General features: G+C 61.6%; 16 protein-coding genes. 8 read left to right on the plus strand and 8 right to left on the minus strand.

Annotation, left to right across the window (positions count from 1 at the left end):
* Position 1: 1 nt before the first annotated feature.
* Positions 2–520, plus strand: coding sequence for a hypothetical protein (locus BLU24_RS13695; RefSeq protein WP_093101086.1), 519 nt, complete (start codon positions 2–4; stop codon positions 518–520).
* Positions 521–528: 8 nt separating this feature from the next.
* Entirely contained in the window at positions 529–975 is a 447-nt protein-coding gene (locus BLU24_RS13700; RefSeq protein WP_093101089.1) for a DUF421 domain-containing protein, read from the plus strand.
* Positions 976–1021: 46 nt separating this feature from the next.
* On the opposite strand, the gene BLU24_RS13705 is transcribed toward BLU24_RS13700, so the two are convergent.
* The gene (locus tag BLU24_RS13705; RefSeq protein ID WP_090283927.1) at positions 1022–1237 is read right to left on the minus strand and encodes a PLD nuclease N-terminal domain-containing protein; all 216 of its coding nucleotides are present in this window, start codon (positions 1235–1237) and stop codon (positions 1022–1024) included.
* Positions 1238–1504: 267 nt separating this feature from the next.
* On the opposite strand from BLU24_RS13705, the gene BLU24_RS13710 reads away from it, so the two are divergent.
* Both BLU24_RS13710 and BLU24_RS13715 read left to right on the plus strand, forming a co-directional pair.
* Positions 1505–2632: a saccharopine dehydrogenase family protein gene (locus BLU24_RS13710; protein WP_093101091.1), complete on the plus strand. Its 1128-nt coding sequence runs from the start codon at positions 1505–1507 to the stop codon at positions 2630–2632.
* A complete protein-coding gene (locus tag BLU24_RS13715) occupies positions 2632–3123 on the plus strand; it encodes a DUF2269 family protein (protein ID WP_093101094.1) in 492 nt (163 codons plus the stop codon). The genes BLU24_RS13710 and BLU24_RS13715 overlap by 1 nt, the downstream gene beginning before the upstream one ends.
* On the opposite strand, the gene BLU24_RS13720 is transcribed toward BLU24_RS13715, so the two are convergent.
* Positions 3062–3583: a thiol-disulfide oxidoreductase DCC family protein gene (locus BLU24_RS13720; protein ID WP_093101097.1), complete on the minus strand. Its 522-nt coding sequence runs from the start codon at positions 3581–3583 to the stop codon at positions 3062–3064. The genes BLU24_RS13715 and BLU24_RS13720 overlap by 62 nt on opposite strands.
* A gap of 68 nt (positions 3584–3651) precedes the next feature.
* Entirely contained in the window at positions 3652–4107 is a 456-nt protein-coding gene (locus BLU24_RS13725; RefSeq protein WP_172833269.1) for a GNAT family N-acetyltransferase, read from the minus strand.
* Between the two features lie 156 nt (positions 4108–4263).
* On the opposite strand from BLU24_RS13725, the gene BLU24_RS13730 reads away from it, so the two are divergent.
* Together BLU24_RS13730 and BLU24_RS13735 are read left to right on the plus strand one after the other, a co-directional pair.
* Positions 4264–4677 (plus strand): PaaI family thioesterase, encoded by a 414-nt coding sequence (locus tag BLU24_RS13730; protein WP_093101102.1) that lies wholly within the window; start codon positions 4264–4266, stop codon positions 4675–4677.
* 191 nt (positions 4678–4868) lie between these two features.
* Complete coding sequence (locus tag BLU24_RS13735; protein ID WP_093101105.1) at positions 4869–6080, plus strand: multidrug effflux MFS transporter; 1212 nt, start codon at positions 4869–4871, stop codon at positions 6078–6080.
* 18 nt (positions 6081–6098) lie between these two features.
* On the opposite strand, the gene BLU24_RS13740 is transcribed toward BLU24_RS13735, so the two are convergent.
* Both BLU24_RS13740 and BLU24_RS13745 read right to left on the minus strand, forming a co-directional pair.
* Complete coding sequence (locus tag BLU24_RS13740; RefSeq protein WP_093101108.1) at positions 6099–7016, minus strand: AraC family transcriptional regulator; 918 nt, start codon at positions 7014–7016, stop codon at positions 6099–6101.
* A 156-nt stretch (positions 7017–7172) separates the two neighbouring features.
* Complete coding sequence (locus tag BLU24_RS13745) at positions 7173–7937, minus strand: SDR family NAD(P)-dependent oxidoreductase (protein WP_093101111.1); 765 nt, start codon at positions 7935–7937, stop codon at positions 7173–7175.
* 235 nt (positions 7938–8172) lie between these two features.
* Between BLU24_RS13745 and BLU24_RS13750 the strand changes: the two genes are divergently transcribed.
* Both BLU24_RS13750 and BLU24_RS13755 read left to right on the plus strand, forming a co-directional pair.
* Entirely contained in the window at positions 8173–9042 is an 870-nt protein-coding gene (locus BLU24_RS13750; protein WP_172833270.1) for a helix-turn-helix domain-containing protein, read from the plus strand.
* Between the two features lie 170 nt (positions 9043–9212).
* Positions 9213–9947 carry an SDR family oxidoreductase gene (locus tag BLU24_RS13755; RefSeq protein ID WP_093101117.1) on the plus strand — a complete coding sequence of 245 codons (735 nt, stop codon included), beginning with the start codon at positions 9213–9215 and terminating at the stop codon, positions 9945–9947.
* A gap of 97 nt (positions 9948–10044) precedes the next feature.
* Here the strand turns inward: BLU24_RS13755 and BLU24_RS13760 are convergent, their stop codons facing one another.
* From BLU24_RS13760 to BLU24_RS13770, 3 genes are read right to left on the minus strand one after another with little or no spacing between them, the layout of a single operon-like run.
* The gene (locus BLU24_RS13760; protein WP_093101120.1) at positions 10045–11397 is read right to left on the minus strand and encodes a c-type cytochrome; all 1353 of its coding nucleotides are present in this window, start codon (positions 11395–11397) and stop codon (positions 10045–10047) included.
* Between the two features lie 17 nt (positions 11398–11414).
* On the minus strand, positions 11415–13670 hold the full coding sequence (locus tag BLU24_RS13765; RefSeq protein WP_093101123.1) for a xanthine dehydrogenase family protein molybdopterin-binding subunit: 2256 nt from the start codon (positions 13668–13670) through the stop codon (positions 11415–11417).
* Positions 13670–14125, minus strand: coding sequence for a (2Fe-2S)-binding protein (locus tag BLU24_RS13770; RefSeq protein WP_093101126.1), 456 nt, complete (start codon positions 14123–14125; stop codon positions 13670–13672). The genes BLU24_RS13765 and BLU24_RS13770 overlap by 1 nt, the downstream gene beginning before the upstream one ends.
* Positions 14126–14174: the final 49 nt, after the last annotated feature.

Below are 14174 nucleotides of genomic sequence, written 5' to 3' on the forward strand. Positions count from 1 at the left end.
GATGAAAGGCGACGGCGATCATCCGGACTTGCAAAGCAGGGACTACCCGGTGCGCGAAGACATGGCCTATCAGGCGAAGGTCTGGCGCTTCGAGCGGTGCGGTTGGTACGTGCTGGTGTTGTTGGTGGTGCTTGGTCTGCTGGGGTTGTTTTCGCGCGGGCTCATCAGTTCGCGGGAAGTCATTAGCGACAACGGCCACCTGCGCGCCGAGTACGAAATGTTCCATCGCAATGGCTCAACCAATGCGATGAAAATCAGCCTGAACGGCAAACCCGATGCCACGCTGGAACTCGACATCGGTGGCGAGCTCCTGGAAGGCTTCAGTGTCGAAACCCTGCAGCCGCAACCGCTGCGCTCGCGCAATTCGGCGCAGGGCATGCGCCTGTGGTTACAGGCAGACGGGCAGGGCCAGGCGACGTTGTACCTGACTTTGCGCGGCGACGGCCTCGGGCTGTTTCGCAGCCGCATCGAATCGCCCGGTTCAACTGGCGTTGAGCTGGTTCAATTCATCTTTCCGTAGGTGACGCCATGGATTCCGTGTTGCGCGCAGTAGCGATGTACCTGGCCCTGATGGTGTTGTTCAAAATCGCCGGACGGCGTTCACTGGCCGAGCTGACCACGTTCGATTTCGTCCTGCTGATGATCATCGGCGAAGCCACTCAGCAAGCGCTGCTCGGCGACGATTTTTCGCTGACCAATTCGTTGCTGGTGATCGTTTCGCTGATCGCGATCGATGTCGGCTTTTCCTTGCTCAAGCAGCGTTCGGGCTGGGTGTCACGCCTGATCGACGGCGAACCGACAATCATTGTCGAGAACGGCAAGCTATTGCATCGCCGATTGCGCCATGCGCGGCTGGTGGAAGCGGACGTGATGGAGGCTGCGCGCTCGAGCCAAGGCATTGAAACGATTGATCAGATCAAATTCGCGATCATCGAGCGCAACGGCAAGATATCAGTGATCCCGCAGGATTCCTGAGCGCGCTGGCCGCAAATCCAAAGGCTTGCGGCCAGCGTTGGCAACATCAGCGACCCGGATTTGACGCGGTATCGTGACGAATATGCTTCGGTCCGGCCAATGCCCAAGCGATCAGGCCGAACAGCGGCACAAACACGATCAGCACGATCCATACGCCTTTGTTGCTCGATTTCCCCTCGCTCTTGCGCACCCGATTGATGGCCCACAACTCGATCAGCACCAGCACTGCCGCCAGTACGATCCACACGGTTTCGATTTGCATAGGCTACCTCCTGATGGTCTATGCGTTAGGCGGTGCCGGGTTCGTCGGGTTCATTTAATTTCACTTTCGCGGGTGAAACTACATGCACGCTGCACCTCGAACCCCATGCGGGAGCCAGCCTGCTGGCGATGGCGCACTGTCATTCTCATAAGATCTGCCTGACCTGACACAATCCTCCACAGGTTTTATGGTGCCGCGCGATGGCCCGTCGATCACCAGCCCTATATCCTGCCCGCTGTGTAATGGACTGACTTAGGGAAGAATTGCATGCCGTTCAGGGTGATGGTGGTCGGCGGTTACGGAAATTTTGGCAGTATCGTTTGCCGGCATCTGATCTCGATGCCGGCCATCGGTCTGGTGCTGTCCGGACGTGATCCGCGCAAGTTGCAGGGCAAGGTCGACCAGTTGCAGGCGGAGTCTGGCGCGGTGTGCGAGGGCTGGTGCGGTGATGCGATGGGCGCGGGGTTCAGCAACGTATTGCGCGCGCTGAATATCCAGTTGGTGGTGCACACCGGCGGGCCGTTTCAGGGGCAGTCCTATGCGGTGGCGGAAAGCTGCATCGCGGCCGGCGTGAATTATTGCGATCTTGCCGATTGCCGCACCTTCGTCAATGGCATCGACGCGCTCGACGCACGGGCGAAACAGGCGGGCGTGGCGATCCTCAGCGGCTGCAGCTCGGTGCCGACGCTGTCGTCAGCGATCATCGACGAGCAACGCCAGCGCTTTTTGCGGATCGACTCGATCGAGCACGGGATTTCCTCGTCGGCGAAAATGCCGGGGTTGTCGACCATCGAAGGCGTGCTGGCCTACGCCGGCAAACCGATCAGGCAACTGAAGAACGGCAAGGTCCATGAAGTCTTCGGCTGGCTCGATCTGACCTTGCGCAAGATGCCGCAACTGGGCACGCGCCTGCTGGCCAATGTCGACGTTCCGGACATGGACATCTTTGCCGCTCGCTATGGCGCGCAGACCCTGCGTTTCAAGGCCGGTGCCGGGCTCAAGCTCGGCGGCCTCGCCAATGGTCTGTTGGCGCAGGCATTGAAGCTCGGCCTGGTCCGCGACCATGCACTCTGGGCCGCGCGGCTGCATCGCCTGGGCATGCGTTTCGAGCGATTCGGCGACGGCAAAAGTGCGATGTACATCGATGTGCAGGGGTTGGGTTTCGATGGCCAACCGTTGACGATGACCGCGCAGCTCACCGCCCTCAACGACAAAGGCCCGGAAATCCCCAGCTGCGCTGCCGTCGCACTGGCGAGCAAAATGGCCCAAGGCTACGTACCGTCCGTGGGCGCACGCCCTTGCGTGGGCGAAATCACCGTTGACGAGTATCTGACCGCGATCAACGATCCGCATAACCTGAGCCTGTCGGTGCAGTTCTCGGACGGGCAGCGCTGATGCTCTATCTGTGCCTGAAATACCTGCATGTGGTCGCGGCGATTTTCCTCTTCGGGTTCGGTATGGGCTCCTACCTCTACCTGATCGCCGCCAGCCGCACGGCCAACCCGCAAGTCATCGCCCACGTCGCGCGCATGGTGGTGCGCTTCGACACCTGGATCACCACACCGGCAGGCTTTGCGCAGATCATCACCGGCTATGGGCTGCTGCGTCTTTCCGGATTGCCCATCAGCACCGGCTGGATACTGACGTCGCTGATCATCTTCGTCTGCGTGGGCGCGTTGTGGCTGCCGGTTCTGCTGTTGCAGAAACGACTCTGGCGGATGGCCGTGCAGGCGGGCGAGGCGGGCGCCGTCCTCGACGTGCGCTATGCGAACGTGTACCGCGCGTGGTTCTGGATGGGCGTAATGGGATTCGCCGGGATGTTTGTCATTGTGCTGATGATGGTGACGAAGATGACGCCGGTTCAATTGCTGGGTTATTGGCTGTAGTGGCCGGAGGCGCACGCATCTTCAGAAAACGCAACTCATGGTCCGCATTGGGCAGCAGGCAGGTGTCGTACTGGCCGAACAGCCGATAGCGGTTCAGCGCGATGCGGTCATACGCCCAGTCTCGCAGGCGTCGAGGCAAGACGCGCAGCAGGCGCAGCGGCTGCCAGCGGGCTGGCAATTGGCGGATCACTTCAAGGAACGCATCGGAACGTTCCCAATAATGCCGATCGCGAATCACCGCCATGGTGTCGAACTGGTCCACCGGCAACCCGGCCCATGCCAGCAGCGCCTGGCCTTCTGGGGATTGCACGGCGGCCAGGCGCACGCGTCGCTGCTGATCGTGACGAATCAGGAAACGCGCCCAGCCATTGCAGAGTTTGCAGACGCCGTCGAACAGAACCACGGTTTCGCCGGGTTTGAGAAGCGGCGCGGGGGTAGGGCGCATGTTCGGGGTTGGCATTCCATCGGATTCCAGGGCAGGGCTGGTTACCAGCATAGCGCCGCGTTGTATTCCGGTAATAGCAAACATTACGGCATCAGCATCTTGGCCATGATGATCGTACGCTCCGATTGATAATACTCGTCGCGGATTTTCCTGAAGCCTAACGAAGTGTAGAAGCCTTCTGCTGTGATTGAAGAGGGCACGTTGAGCAAACTCAAGCCTGCATCCAGAGCGATGGATTCAATGGTGCTGATCAAGTGCCTGCCGATGCCCCTTCGGTGATATTGCGGGTCGACAAATACGCTTCGAATAATGTTCTTCTGAAGACTCGCTGTGGCGACGATGTGGCCGTCAATTGTCGCGACGAGCACTTGGCGCTCAGTCAACATACGCAGGACCGCCGGGACGGAGAAGCCTTGAACCACTTGGTCGATAATGTCGGATGAATAGTCCCGCGCGTTGGACTCTCGAAGTGCGTTGATGATCGTCTTGCTGATGGCCGGCGCATCGCTATCCGATGCGTTTCGAATCTGCACATCCACTCGCATCGCTCCTTTTACAGTGTCAGCCGTGTAGCACGGGCGACTTATCCCAGCATATTCCATGTCCGTATAGTTCTGGCCCGATCATCTCTCGGCACATACAACCGAACTCAGCAGGTCAACATCATCGTTGAATCACCCGCAACGGGAGCAAGCATGAACGCCACTGTAATCCCCGAAGGTTTCACGCTGTTCAGTCGCAGCAGCCCATTGCTCGATTTGCTGGGCCCAATCTACGCGCGCGGCAGTGGTCTGCAACTGGAACTCGGATTGTTGACCGACGCCAGGCACGCCAACGGCCGTGGCACGTTGCATGGCGGTGTGTTGGCGACGTTGGCGGATGTGGGTATGGGCTACGCCATGGCATTTGCCAGCGACCCTCCGCAGCCATTGATCACGGCGAGCATGACCCTGGATTATCTCGGTGCCGTGCAAATCAATGAATGGCTTGAGGTGCGCCTCGAACATTCGAAAAAAGGTCGGCAACTGGCGTACGCCGCTGTCAGCCTGCATGTCGGTGAGCGCACGGTGGCGCGCGCCAGTGCGGTGTTTGCTGTGCCTGTGAGCTGAGTGCATGTCTACGCTTTGCGGTTATTGAAATTACGGGCGTCATATTTACAGGTGGAAATTATTATGATCATAATGCTGCGCCCTTGGTGCAGTGGTTGGCTGCTGTCCTGGATTGCGCGTGAGGGCGTTTAACACAACCGGGACCCCAAATGGATCGGGGCATCTGTCTCCCCATCATTTGGGATAAAGCCATGCACACATCCACTCGTTCCAGCGTATTGCTCGCACTCCTGATCGGGCTATGCGGCCTCGGGGAAATTTCCACGCAGTTGCTGATTCCCAGCCTGCGCGAACTCGAGTCAGGCCTTGGCGCTGCACCGGGTGCCTCGCTGGCGGCGTTGTCGATGTTTGTCGCCGCTTTTGGTCTGGGGCAGTTGTTCTTCGGCCCGCTCTCAGATCGCCTCGGTCGGCGCCCGCTATTGCTCGCCGGCGTTGCGACTTACGTGCTGGCTTCACTCTGGATGGCGTATGCGCAGAGCATGGACGAGTTCATCGTCGGCCGTGCGCTTCAGGGGTTGGGCGCCTGCGCGGCGCTGGTGGTGGCGCGCAGCATTGTGCGGGATGTGTGGAAAGAGCGCGCCGGACCGATCATGGCCATCACCGTGATTGGCATGCTCAGTACCATCATGCTCTCACCGGTAATCGGCGGGTTGATCGCCACCCACGCCGGCGGCTGGCGCGCCGTGGTGATGGCAACCGTAGTGTTCGGCGCACTTGCGCTGATCGCTTCGCTGTTTTTCAAGGAAACCCATCTACAACGTGACCCGCAGGCCGGGCGCCTGAAGACATTGCTGGGCAACTACGCGACGCTGCTCAAGGGCTCGTCTGTGCGCAGTTTTTCGGTTGCCATCGCCTGCACTTACGGCGCGATGTTCAGCTTTATCGCCGGCTCATCGCGGGTGTTCGTGGGCCAGCTTGGCTTGAGTCCGACCCAATACGGTCTGCTGTTTGGCAGCATTGTTTCCGGGTTGATTGCCGGTGCGGTCTACACCAACCGCACCATCATCAAGTCCGGGCCGGAAAGGATCGTTGCCGTGGGCACCGGCCTGGTTGCGGCAGGCGCCAGTCTGTCGTTCATTATTCACCAGTTGGCTGGCCCATCGGTAACCGGTCTGATGCTGCCACAGGTCTTGCTGACGCTGGGAGCGGGCATGGTGCTGCCCGGTTCGGTCGCCGGCGCGGTGATTCCCAATCCGACCCGCGCCGGGCTGGCGGCTGGTTTTATCGGCTTTGCGCAAATGGCCGGTGCGACCGTTGCGGGATTGCTGCTCAGTCGTCTGCAGGACGACACCGCCTTCGCGATGGTCGCGCTGAATGCTGCGTTTGCCGTCGCCGGTTTTGTGGTATTCCGCATAATGCTTGCGCGTAAATCTCGCGCAGCCAAGCTCGCTCTGGGCGAGTAAGGCAATGCTGTTCGTCGCTCACGCCAGGCTCCGCGCACTGCTGATATCTTTCGAGGGCGGCGAGCCGAACTGGCGGCTGTACTCACGGCTGAATTGCGAGGGGCTTTCATAGCCGACGCGATAACAGGCACTTGCCACATCCAGCCCCTCGCCGAGCATCAGCCGGCGGGCTTCCTGCAGGCGCAGTTGCTTCTGGTATTGCAGCGGGCTCATCGCGGTCATCGCCTTGAAGCGGTGATGCAAGGTTGAGCTGCCGAGGTTGGCGATGCGCGCCAGTTCCTCGATGCGCAGTGGCTGGGTGTAATGGCTGTTCAGCCAGTCGATCGCCCGCGACACGCGGCGCGCTTGCGAATCACCCATGGCCAGTTCATACAGGCGACGCCCGTGGACGCCGCGCAACAGGCGGTAGTACATCTCGCGCAGGGCCAGCGGCGCGAGCATGCCGATGTCGCGCGGGGTTTCCAGCAGACGCACCAGACGCAGCATGGTTTCCAGCAGCGGCACATCGATGGTTTCCAGAAACATCCCGCGCTCAGGCTCGTCCGGAACACCGGTCGGCGGCGCATCGGCGATCACCTGCGCAAGATCGGTGGCTTCGAAATCGAGACGGATACACAGATAAGGCGCCTCAGGGCTCGCCTGCAAGACTCGACCGGACACCGGCAACGTGACTGAGACCACCAGATAATTCAGCGGGTCGTACCGGTAGCAGTCCTCGCCCAGGCCAACTTCCTTTCGCCCCTGCAAAATCAGGCACAGCGCCGGTTTGTGCACGGTGTGGATCAGCTCGGTGGGCTGGTCCATGCGAATCACATGCAGCGGCGCGATGGCGGTCTCGTAGATGCCCGGCTCGGCAAAGCGCTGGGTCAGTGCGCGGATCAGTTCAGTGCGATAGAGGGCGGTGTTTTGCAAGAGGGAAGCATCGCTCTGGTGCATAGCAAACTCTCATTAAAAATTCGGGGGCCATGGCGGTACCCGTCGCTGATCTTCAGATTACACAGCGGGGAGGGCGCAGTGTTACGCCGATACTGCCGCAGATCTGCCTGATCCTGCTGCGCGTGCCGGACATTTTCGCCTGCGCCCGTTGCCATGTCAGCCAGCGGTGACGGTCATGCCGCCATCGGCCATGACCACCGCGCCGACCATGAAACTGGCGCGGTCCGAGGCGATGAACGCGACCACTTCGGCAATTTCCTCCGGCTGCGCGGCGCGGCCGATGGGCGCGCTTTCACCGTGTTGCGCGAGGAACCCGGGACCATCGTCGACCACGTCGTTGAGAATGTTGGTCACCACATCACCGACGCCGACGGCATTGACACGAATGCCATGTTCGATCACTTCCAGGGCCAGGGTGCGTGTCAGTTGTGCCAGCGCGCCTTTCGAGGCGGTGTAGGCGGCGATGGTCGGGAAGGCGAAATACGACGCATAGGACGCGATGTTGACGATCGCACCGGACTTGTTCGGGATCATCGCTTTGACCGCTTCGCGACTGTGCAGGAAAGCGGCGGTGGCGTTGACCGCTTGAATGCGCTCCCAGTCGTCGCGGGTCATGTCGACCACCAGTTTGTTGATGATGATCCCGGCGTTGTTGACCAGAATATCCAGCCGACCAAACTGCTCGACCGCCAGCGCTACCGCACGTTCGGCGGCACCGTCTTCGGTGATGTCGGCCACCAGCGGTACCAGGCCGGGGCGGGCCAGTTCCTGCACGTCGGGGTTGAGGTCTTCGGCGATGACTTTGGCGCCACGGGCGTGCAGCAACAAGGCGATCGCCTTGCCGATGCCGCTGGCCGCGCCGGTCACCAGGGCCACTTTGCCCATCACTTCATTTGGCGTGCTGTTGTTGATCTCGCTCATGATCTTTCTCCACGTTGTGATCCAGTCAGGATTGCCTTGCCAGCAACGTTTGGCGTCGGCGACGGTTCAACTGTCTCGCAATGCGCGGGTGACAACTTTCGCGGGTTTGCCGGGGCTGTCGGAGTTTTGCGCACAATATGAGGTATGGCTGGGTTATTGTCGGATTTTGCAACTGCGAGAATAGAAGGACCCTTTCATGGCGAATACTGATCGGATGCGCATAACAGGCGAGTCCATGGCTGATTACCTGCCGGGTGAACCGCTCGCGCTGATTTCGCGACCGCGAATCGACGATGTCGTGATTCAGCTATTCAGCCATCGTAGTATCAATGAGCCGATCACGGTGCCGGCGGTGGTAGAGCCGTTGCTGGTATTGGTTCTGGCAGGCGCGGCGCGGGTGGAAGAACGGGCGCCGGGTGGCGATTGGGAGGCGGTCGAGGTCAAGGCCGGCGACTTTTTTCTCACCCAGTCGGATGAACCCTACGAAATGCGCTGGCAGACCCACGGCGGCGAAACCTTTGAAGTCATGCACCTTTATCTGGGTTTGCCGCTGATCGAACGTGCCTCGCGCGAGCTGTCCGGGCAGGCCAACGCGCCGCTGCGCTTGCGCGATGTTTCAGGCGCGCGGGATTCGCACGTAGCGTTTGTCATGCAGCAATTGCGCAGCGAACTGATCGAGCAACGCACGCCCAGCGCACTGTTCGCCCAGTCGCTGGCCCAGGCGCTCGCCGTGCACCTGCTGCGTACCTATCCAGCCGAGACCCAGGCGGGGCGTCGCGTCAACGCGCTGCAGGCTTACAAACTGCGCAAAGTCACCGACGCGATGACCGCGCATCTGGACGACGAATTCAGTCTGGCGAAATTGGCAACGCTCGCCGAGCTCAGCGAATACCACTTCAGCCGCCTGTTCAAACGCGCCACCGGTCTGGCGCCTTCGCAGTATTTCATCCGCTTGCGCATGGCCCGCGCGCGGCAATTGTTGCTCGAGTCCCAGCGCAGCGTGATCGACATCGGTCTGGAGGTCGGCTATTCCAGTGCCAGTCACTTTTCGCAGGTGTTTCGTCGTGAAGTGGGCGTAACGCCCAGCGAATTTCGCGGTGCTTGAAGAGCGCCGATAAACCATCACCGCGCACTCAGACACGAATAGGCAAACCTCACGCAGCTTTCGGCACGCGTCCACCGCGCCTGCGCGCTTAAGCTTTTCGACGTACCCAGCCAACACCCCGCACAACGCGGCCCGGCTGACTTTCCATGCACTGAGCAGGAGAAACGGATATGTCGAACATCCACAACAAAGTCGTACTGATCACCGGCGCCAGCAGCGGTATCGGCGAAGCCGCCGCACGACTGATCGCAGCCAAAGGCGCTCACGTAGTACTCGGTGCCCGCCGCACCGAACGCCTGGAAAAGCTGGTCGGCGAGATCCGCAGCGAAGGCGGTTCGGCCAGCGCTTGCGCACTCGACGTGATCGATATGAATTCGATGCAGGCCTTTGTTGAATTCGCCAAGGCGCAGCACGGCAAGGTCGACGTGATCATCAACAACGCCGGGATCATGCCGCTGTCGCCACTGGCTGCGCTGAAGGTCGATGAATGGAACCAGATGCTCGACGTCAATGTACGTGGCGTGCTGCACGGTATTGCCGCGGTGTTGCCGGGGATGGAAGCGCAAGGCTTCGGCCAGGTCATCAACATTTCTTCGATTGGCGGCCTCTCGGTGTCACCGACCGCCGCCGTGTATTGCGCCACCAAATTCGCAGTCAGGGCCATCTCCGACGGCCTGCGCCAAGAGACGGACAAGATCCGCGTGACCGTGGTTTGCCCGGGCGTGGTCGAGTCCGAACTGGCGGATTCGATTTCCGATGAGGTGGCGCGTGAAGAAATGCGCGCGTTCCGTAGCGTAGCGTTGGGTGCCGATGCGATTGCACGAGCGCTGGTTTACGCCATTGACCAGCCGGACGACGTGGATGTCAGTGAGATTGTTGTGCGGCCGGTGGCCAGTCCGCATTGATCGGTTGAGACAAGTCGCCGGTTACAAAGCCTGTGACGTCTCATTGAAAGTAAAATGCCGGTCCCACGCGGGACCGGCAATTGCAGTCTCAGCGCTCCTAACGCATCTGCAAAATAATCGGACTGCTGCTCGCCGGATCAGTGTGTTCGCGCAGTTTGCCGACCGACGCGGCATCGACCGCGCTGGCCTGATTGCCCCAGGTACTGCGCATGAATGTCAGCACCTCGGCGATCTGCTGATCCGAGAGCTGTTCACGGAAGGCTGGCATGCGATAGGCGTCCGGTACGCCCGCCGCGACGACCCGTTGCGAGCCGTTGAGGGTGATGTTGATCGCCGATGCCTGTTCCTTCGCCAGCGCGGAAGTGGCGCCGGCCAGCGGCGGCATCCATTCGGCCTGTCCCTTGCCGTCGACACCGTGGCAAGACGCGCAGCGCGTTACGTACGTATGCGCGCCGGGGCTGTCCAGGCTTGGCGCGGCAGACGCTTGCTGATATTGCCAGGGCGGGCCATCACGTTGTGGGTCGCCAGGCAGCGATTTCAGGTAATGGGCAATGGCGCTCAGATCTTCGTCGCTCATGAACTGCGTGGAGTTGTTGAACGCTTCGGTCATCGAACCGTAAACCACCGCATGGCGGTTGCGCCCGGTCTTGAGGAACTGGACGATTTCCGCCTCGTTCCAGCGGCCCAGTCCGGTGTTGTGATCGTCACGCAGACTTGGCGCGTACCAGCCGTCGAGCAGTGCGCCGGCGAGGTACGGTTGGCCGGACTCATCGAGCGCTTTCTCGTTGAAGGCCAGTCCGCGTGGCGTGTGGCAACTGCCGCAATGCCCGGCGCCCTGGACCAGATAGGCGCCGCGGTTCCACTGTGCATCCTGCGAAGGTTTGCTGGCGTAAGGTTCGGCGTCGACGAACACGCCGTTCCACATCGCAATCGGCCAGCGCAGGTTCAGCGGCCAAGGGATCGAACTCTGCTGGTTGGTCTGCTTGACCGGCGCCACGCCTTTCATGAAAAACCCATACAGCGCGCGCACGTCGTCGTCACTGAGCTTGGCATACGAGGGATACGGCATCGCCGGGTACAAACGCCGACCGCCCGGCGCTACGCCATGGCGTACGGCACGGTCGAAATCGGCGAGGCTGTAGCGGCCAATCCCGGTGTCGGCGTCCGGGGTGATATTGGTCGCATGGATCACGCCCAGCGGTGTGGCCATTTCCAGGCCGCCAGCGAACGGCGCGCCGCCCGGCACGCTGTGGCAGGCGACACAGTCGCTGAGGCGGGCGACGTATTCGCCGCGGGTAACCAGCCCGGGGTCGATGTCGGCCACGCTGAACGGTGGCTTTTCCAGGGGCGAGACAGGCTCGCGGGTGACATACCAGGCCAGCAGACCTGCCGCGATCAGACACGGCACGGCCAGCCAGCCAGCGGTTCTTGCGAATCGGCTGTTGTTCATAAACGCTCCGGCGCTGATCAGCTAAAGGTGTGACGGCTCATGGGCAGGCTGCGAATTCGCTGCCCGGTCAGTGCGGCCACCGCGTTGGCCACGGCGGGCGCGACGGCGGGCAGTGGCGGTTCACCGATGCCACCCATTTTTTCCCCGCTTTCAACCACCCGCACATGCACCCTGGCCATGCGCGAAGGCGCCAGGATCGGATACAGGTCGTAATTGCGCGCGCGCGGTTTGCCATCGAGCCACACGGCTTCCTCGACCAGCGTCTGCGACAGCCCCAACGCCACGGCGCCGTTGACCTGCGCCTCGACAATCGCCGGATTGACGATGCTGCCAGGATCAATCGCTTGCCAGATGTCGTGCACCTTGACCTGGCCGTTTTCGATCGACACTTCGGCAATCACGGCCGTCTCGGTGCCGAACGGCGACGCCATCGCCACACCGCGCGCGCGCCGGCTGCCATCCTCGGCAGTAAACGGTCCACGTTTCCAGCCGCCCGACAATTCGGCCACCGCTTGCAGCAGGGTGGTCAGCCGAGCATTGTCACGCAGCAGATGCAGGCGCAAGTCGAACGGGTCCTTGCCGCCCTTGTCGGCCAGTTCGTCGAGGAACGATTCATAGAAAAAGTCGTTCAGCGAATTGCCCACCGAACGCCAGTAACCGAGCATGGCCGGGCCTTTGACGTAGATCTGCGCGATGCGCTTGTTGGCGACCGCATAGGACTTGCCCGACAAGCCTTCCAGCGCCGTCGGGTCGAGCTTTTCGCCTTGCTTGCCGGCGATGGCTTCGGTGGGGCCTTCGGTGGCGCTGATCGCTTCGATTGCCAACGGCCAGCCGTCGTTATCCAGCGCCGCGCGAAAGTTGACCGCTGCCACTGGGCGCAGCACGTCACGCAGAAATTCCTCTTCGCGGCTCCAGATCAGTTTGACCGGACGCCCGACAGCCTTCGCCAGCTCGATGGCCTGCGGGTACGGACTGGCCGAGTCGTAGAGAAAATGCCGACCGAAAAACCCGCCCAGCAGCGGCGAGTGCAGGGTGATTTGCCCAAGCTCGAGACCGGTGCGTTTGGCGATGTCGGCGCGATACAGGTCCGGTGCCTGATTCGGTAGCCAGACTTCCAGCGAGCCATCGGCATTGAAGCGAGCCAGCGCGGACGGCGGCTCGAGTTGCGCGTGATTGAGGTACTGGTTGTGATATGTCGCATCGACGCGGGTTTTCGCGTTGGCCAGACTCGCGGCCACGTCACCCTCGTTTTCATCGTCACGGGCCGGGCCTTTTTCCGCAGCCAGACGCTTGAAATACGCATCGCTGGAAAAATCCGCCGGCATCACGCGGACCGGGCTGTCGGCGCCCGGTTCTTGCCAGTCGACCTGAATCGCCTCGACCGCCCGTTTGGCGTGCCACCAACGCTCGGCAAGCACCGCCACGGCGCCGGGCAGACGGTGCACCGAATGCACGCCTTTCATGGCTTTGACCTGCTCTTCGTTGCGCAGATTGCCCACGGTCATGCCCAGACGCGGCGCGTGCTGAACGGCGGCGTGGAGCATGTTGTCGACCTTCAGATCGATGCAGTAAAGCGCCTTGCCAGTGGACTTGTCGTAAGCGTCGATGCGCTTGACCGGTTTGCCGATCCAGCGGAACTGGCTCGGATCGCGCAGCTTGACGCTGGCCGGGTCGGGCACGGGCAGGTCCATTGCGCGTTCGGCCAACTCACCGTAGGTCAGCGAGCGGCCGGATGCGGCGTGCAGCACTTTGCCCGGTTCGGTGCTCAGTTCGCTCACCGGCACGCCGAGCCGTTCGGCGCCCGCTTGCAGGAGCATGGCGCGGGCCAAGGCGCCGAGGCGGCGCATCACCGGATAGCTCATGCGCACCGACATGCTGCCGCCGGTAATGCGCATACCGTTGTCCATCACCACGTACGCCTCGCCGGGCGGCGCGGCTTCGACCAGGAACGTCGCCGGATCAGCGTCGAGTTCTTCGCCGACAATCTGCGCCATCGCCGTGAAAGTGCCTTGGCCACCTTCCATGAACGGGCACATCAGGCGTACGCGGTTGTCCGGGCGGATCTCCAGAAACGCCGGCACCTGCGTACCGCGTTCGCTGGTCGTGGCAGCCGCTGCTGCGGCAAACGCGCGGGGCGCGCCGAGTGGCAGACCGAAGCCCAGCACCAGCGCACCGACGGCGGTACCGGTGAGAAAGCGGCGGCGGGAAAGGTTGATCGGCGTCGTCAGGTCAGGCAACGAGGATTGTGCAGTGGTTTCGATGGAAACATTCATCAGGCGTCCCTCTTGCCAGCCAGCTCATGCACGGCGGCATGAATGGCGTTGTAAGTGCCGCAGCGGCACAGATTGACCATCGCCGCCTCAATCTGCGCATCGCTCGGCGTGGGGTTGTGCTTGAGCAGCGCGGTCGCGGCCATGACCTGCCCGGACTGACAATAACCGCATTGCGCAACTTGCAGCTCGACCCAGGTCGCGACCACACGCTTGCCCACCTCGTCGGATTCGATGGCTTCAATGGTGGTGATATCGCGGCCAACCACACCGGCCACCGGCGTGACGCACGAGCGCACCACATTGCCGTCGACCAGCACCGAGCAGGCACCGCACTGGGCCAGGCCGCAGCCATATTTGGTGCCGGTCATGCCGAGGTCATCGCGCAACACCCAGAGGAGGGGCGTATCGGCGTCGGCATCGACCTGAACGGTCTTCTGGTTGATTCGTAGTTCCATGGGTTCACCCGCCTGATCATCGGTTGACGTGCATTTTTATAAGCATGGG

Origin of the sequence: Pseudomonas sp. Z003-0.4C(8344-21), assembly GCF_900104975.1 — a bacterium.
In the GTDB taxonomy this organism is placed as follows: Bacteria; Pseudomonadota; Gammaproteobacteria; order Pseudomonadales; family Pseudomonadaceae; genus Aquipseudomonas; species Aquipseudomonas granadensis.

Excerpts from the sequence above, each read along its gene's own strand:
- BLU24_RS13760 (WP_093101120.1), bottom strand. The coding sequence starts at position 11,397 with ATGAACAACAGCCGATTCGCAAGAACCGCTGGCTGGCTGGCCGTGCCG.
- BLU24_RS13765 (WP_093101123.1), bottom strand. The coding sequence starts at position 13,670 with ATGAATGTTTCCATCGAAACCACTGCACAATCCTCGTTGCCTGACCTG.
- BLU24_RS13755 (WP_093101117.1), top strand. The coding sequence starts at position 9,213 with ATGTCGAACATCCACAACAAAGTCGTACTGATCACCGGCGCCAGCAGC.
- BLU24_RS13720 (WP_093101097.1), bottom strand. The coding sequence starts at position 3,583 with ATGCCAACCCCGAACATGCGCCCTACCCCCGCGCCGCTTCTCAAACCC.
- BLU24_RS13705 (WP_090283927.1), bottom strand. The coding sequence starts at position 1,237 with ATGCAAATCGAAACCGTGTGGATCGTACTGGCGGCAGTGCTGGTGCTG.
- BLU24_RS13750 (WP_172833270.1), top strand. The coding sequence starts at position 8,173 with ATGGCTGATTACCTGCCGGGTGAACCGCTCGCGCTGATTTCGCGACCG.
- BLU24_RS13710 (WP_093101091.1), top strand. The coding sequence starts at position 1,505 with ATGCCGTTCAGGGTGATGGTGGTCGGCGGTTACGGAAATTTTGGCAGT.
- BLU24_RS13730 (WP_093101102.1), top strand. The coding sequence starts at position 4,264 with ATGAACGCCACTGTAATCCCCGAAGGTTTCACGCTGTTCAGTCGCAGC.
- BLU24_RS13745 (WP_093101111.1), bottom strand. The coding sequence starts at position 7,937 with ATGAGCGAGATCAACAACAGCACGCCAAATGAAGTGATGGGCAAAGTG.
- BLU24_RS13740 (WP_093101108.1), bottom strand. The coding sequence starts at position 7,016 with ATGCACCAGAGCGATGCTTCCCTCTTGCAAAACACCGCCCTCTATCGC.
- BLU24_RS13770 (WP_093101126.1), bottom strand. The coding sequence starts at position 14,125 with ATGGAACTACGAATCAACCAGAAGACCGTTCAGGTCGATGCCGACGCC.
- BLU24_RS13715 (WP_093101094.1), top strand. The coding sequence starts at position 2,632 with ATGCTCTATCTGTGCCTGAAATACCTGCATGTGGTCGCGGCGATTTTC.
- BLU24_RS13735 (WP_093101105.1), top strand. The coding sequence starts at position 4,869 with ATGCACACATCCACTCGTTCCAGCGTATTGCTCGCACTCCTGATCGGG.
- BLU24_RS13695 (WP_093101086.1), top strand. The coding sequence starts at position 2 with ATGAAAGGCGACGGCGATCATCCGGACTTGCAAAGCAGGGACTACCCG.
- BLU24_RS13700 (WP_093101089.1), top strand. The coding sequence starts at position 529 with ATGGATTCCGTGTTGCGCGCAGTAGCGATGTACCTGGCCCTGATGGTG.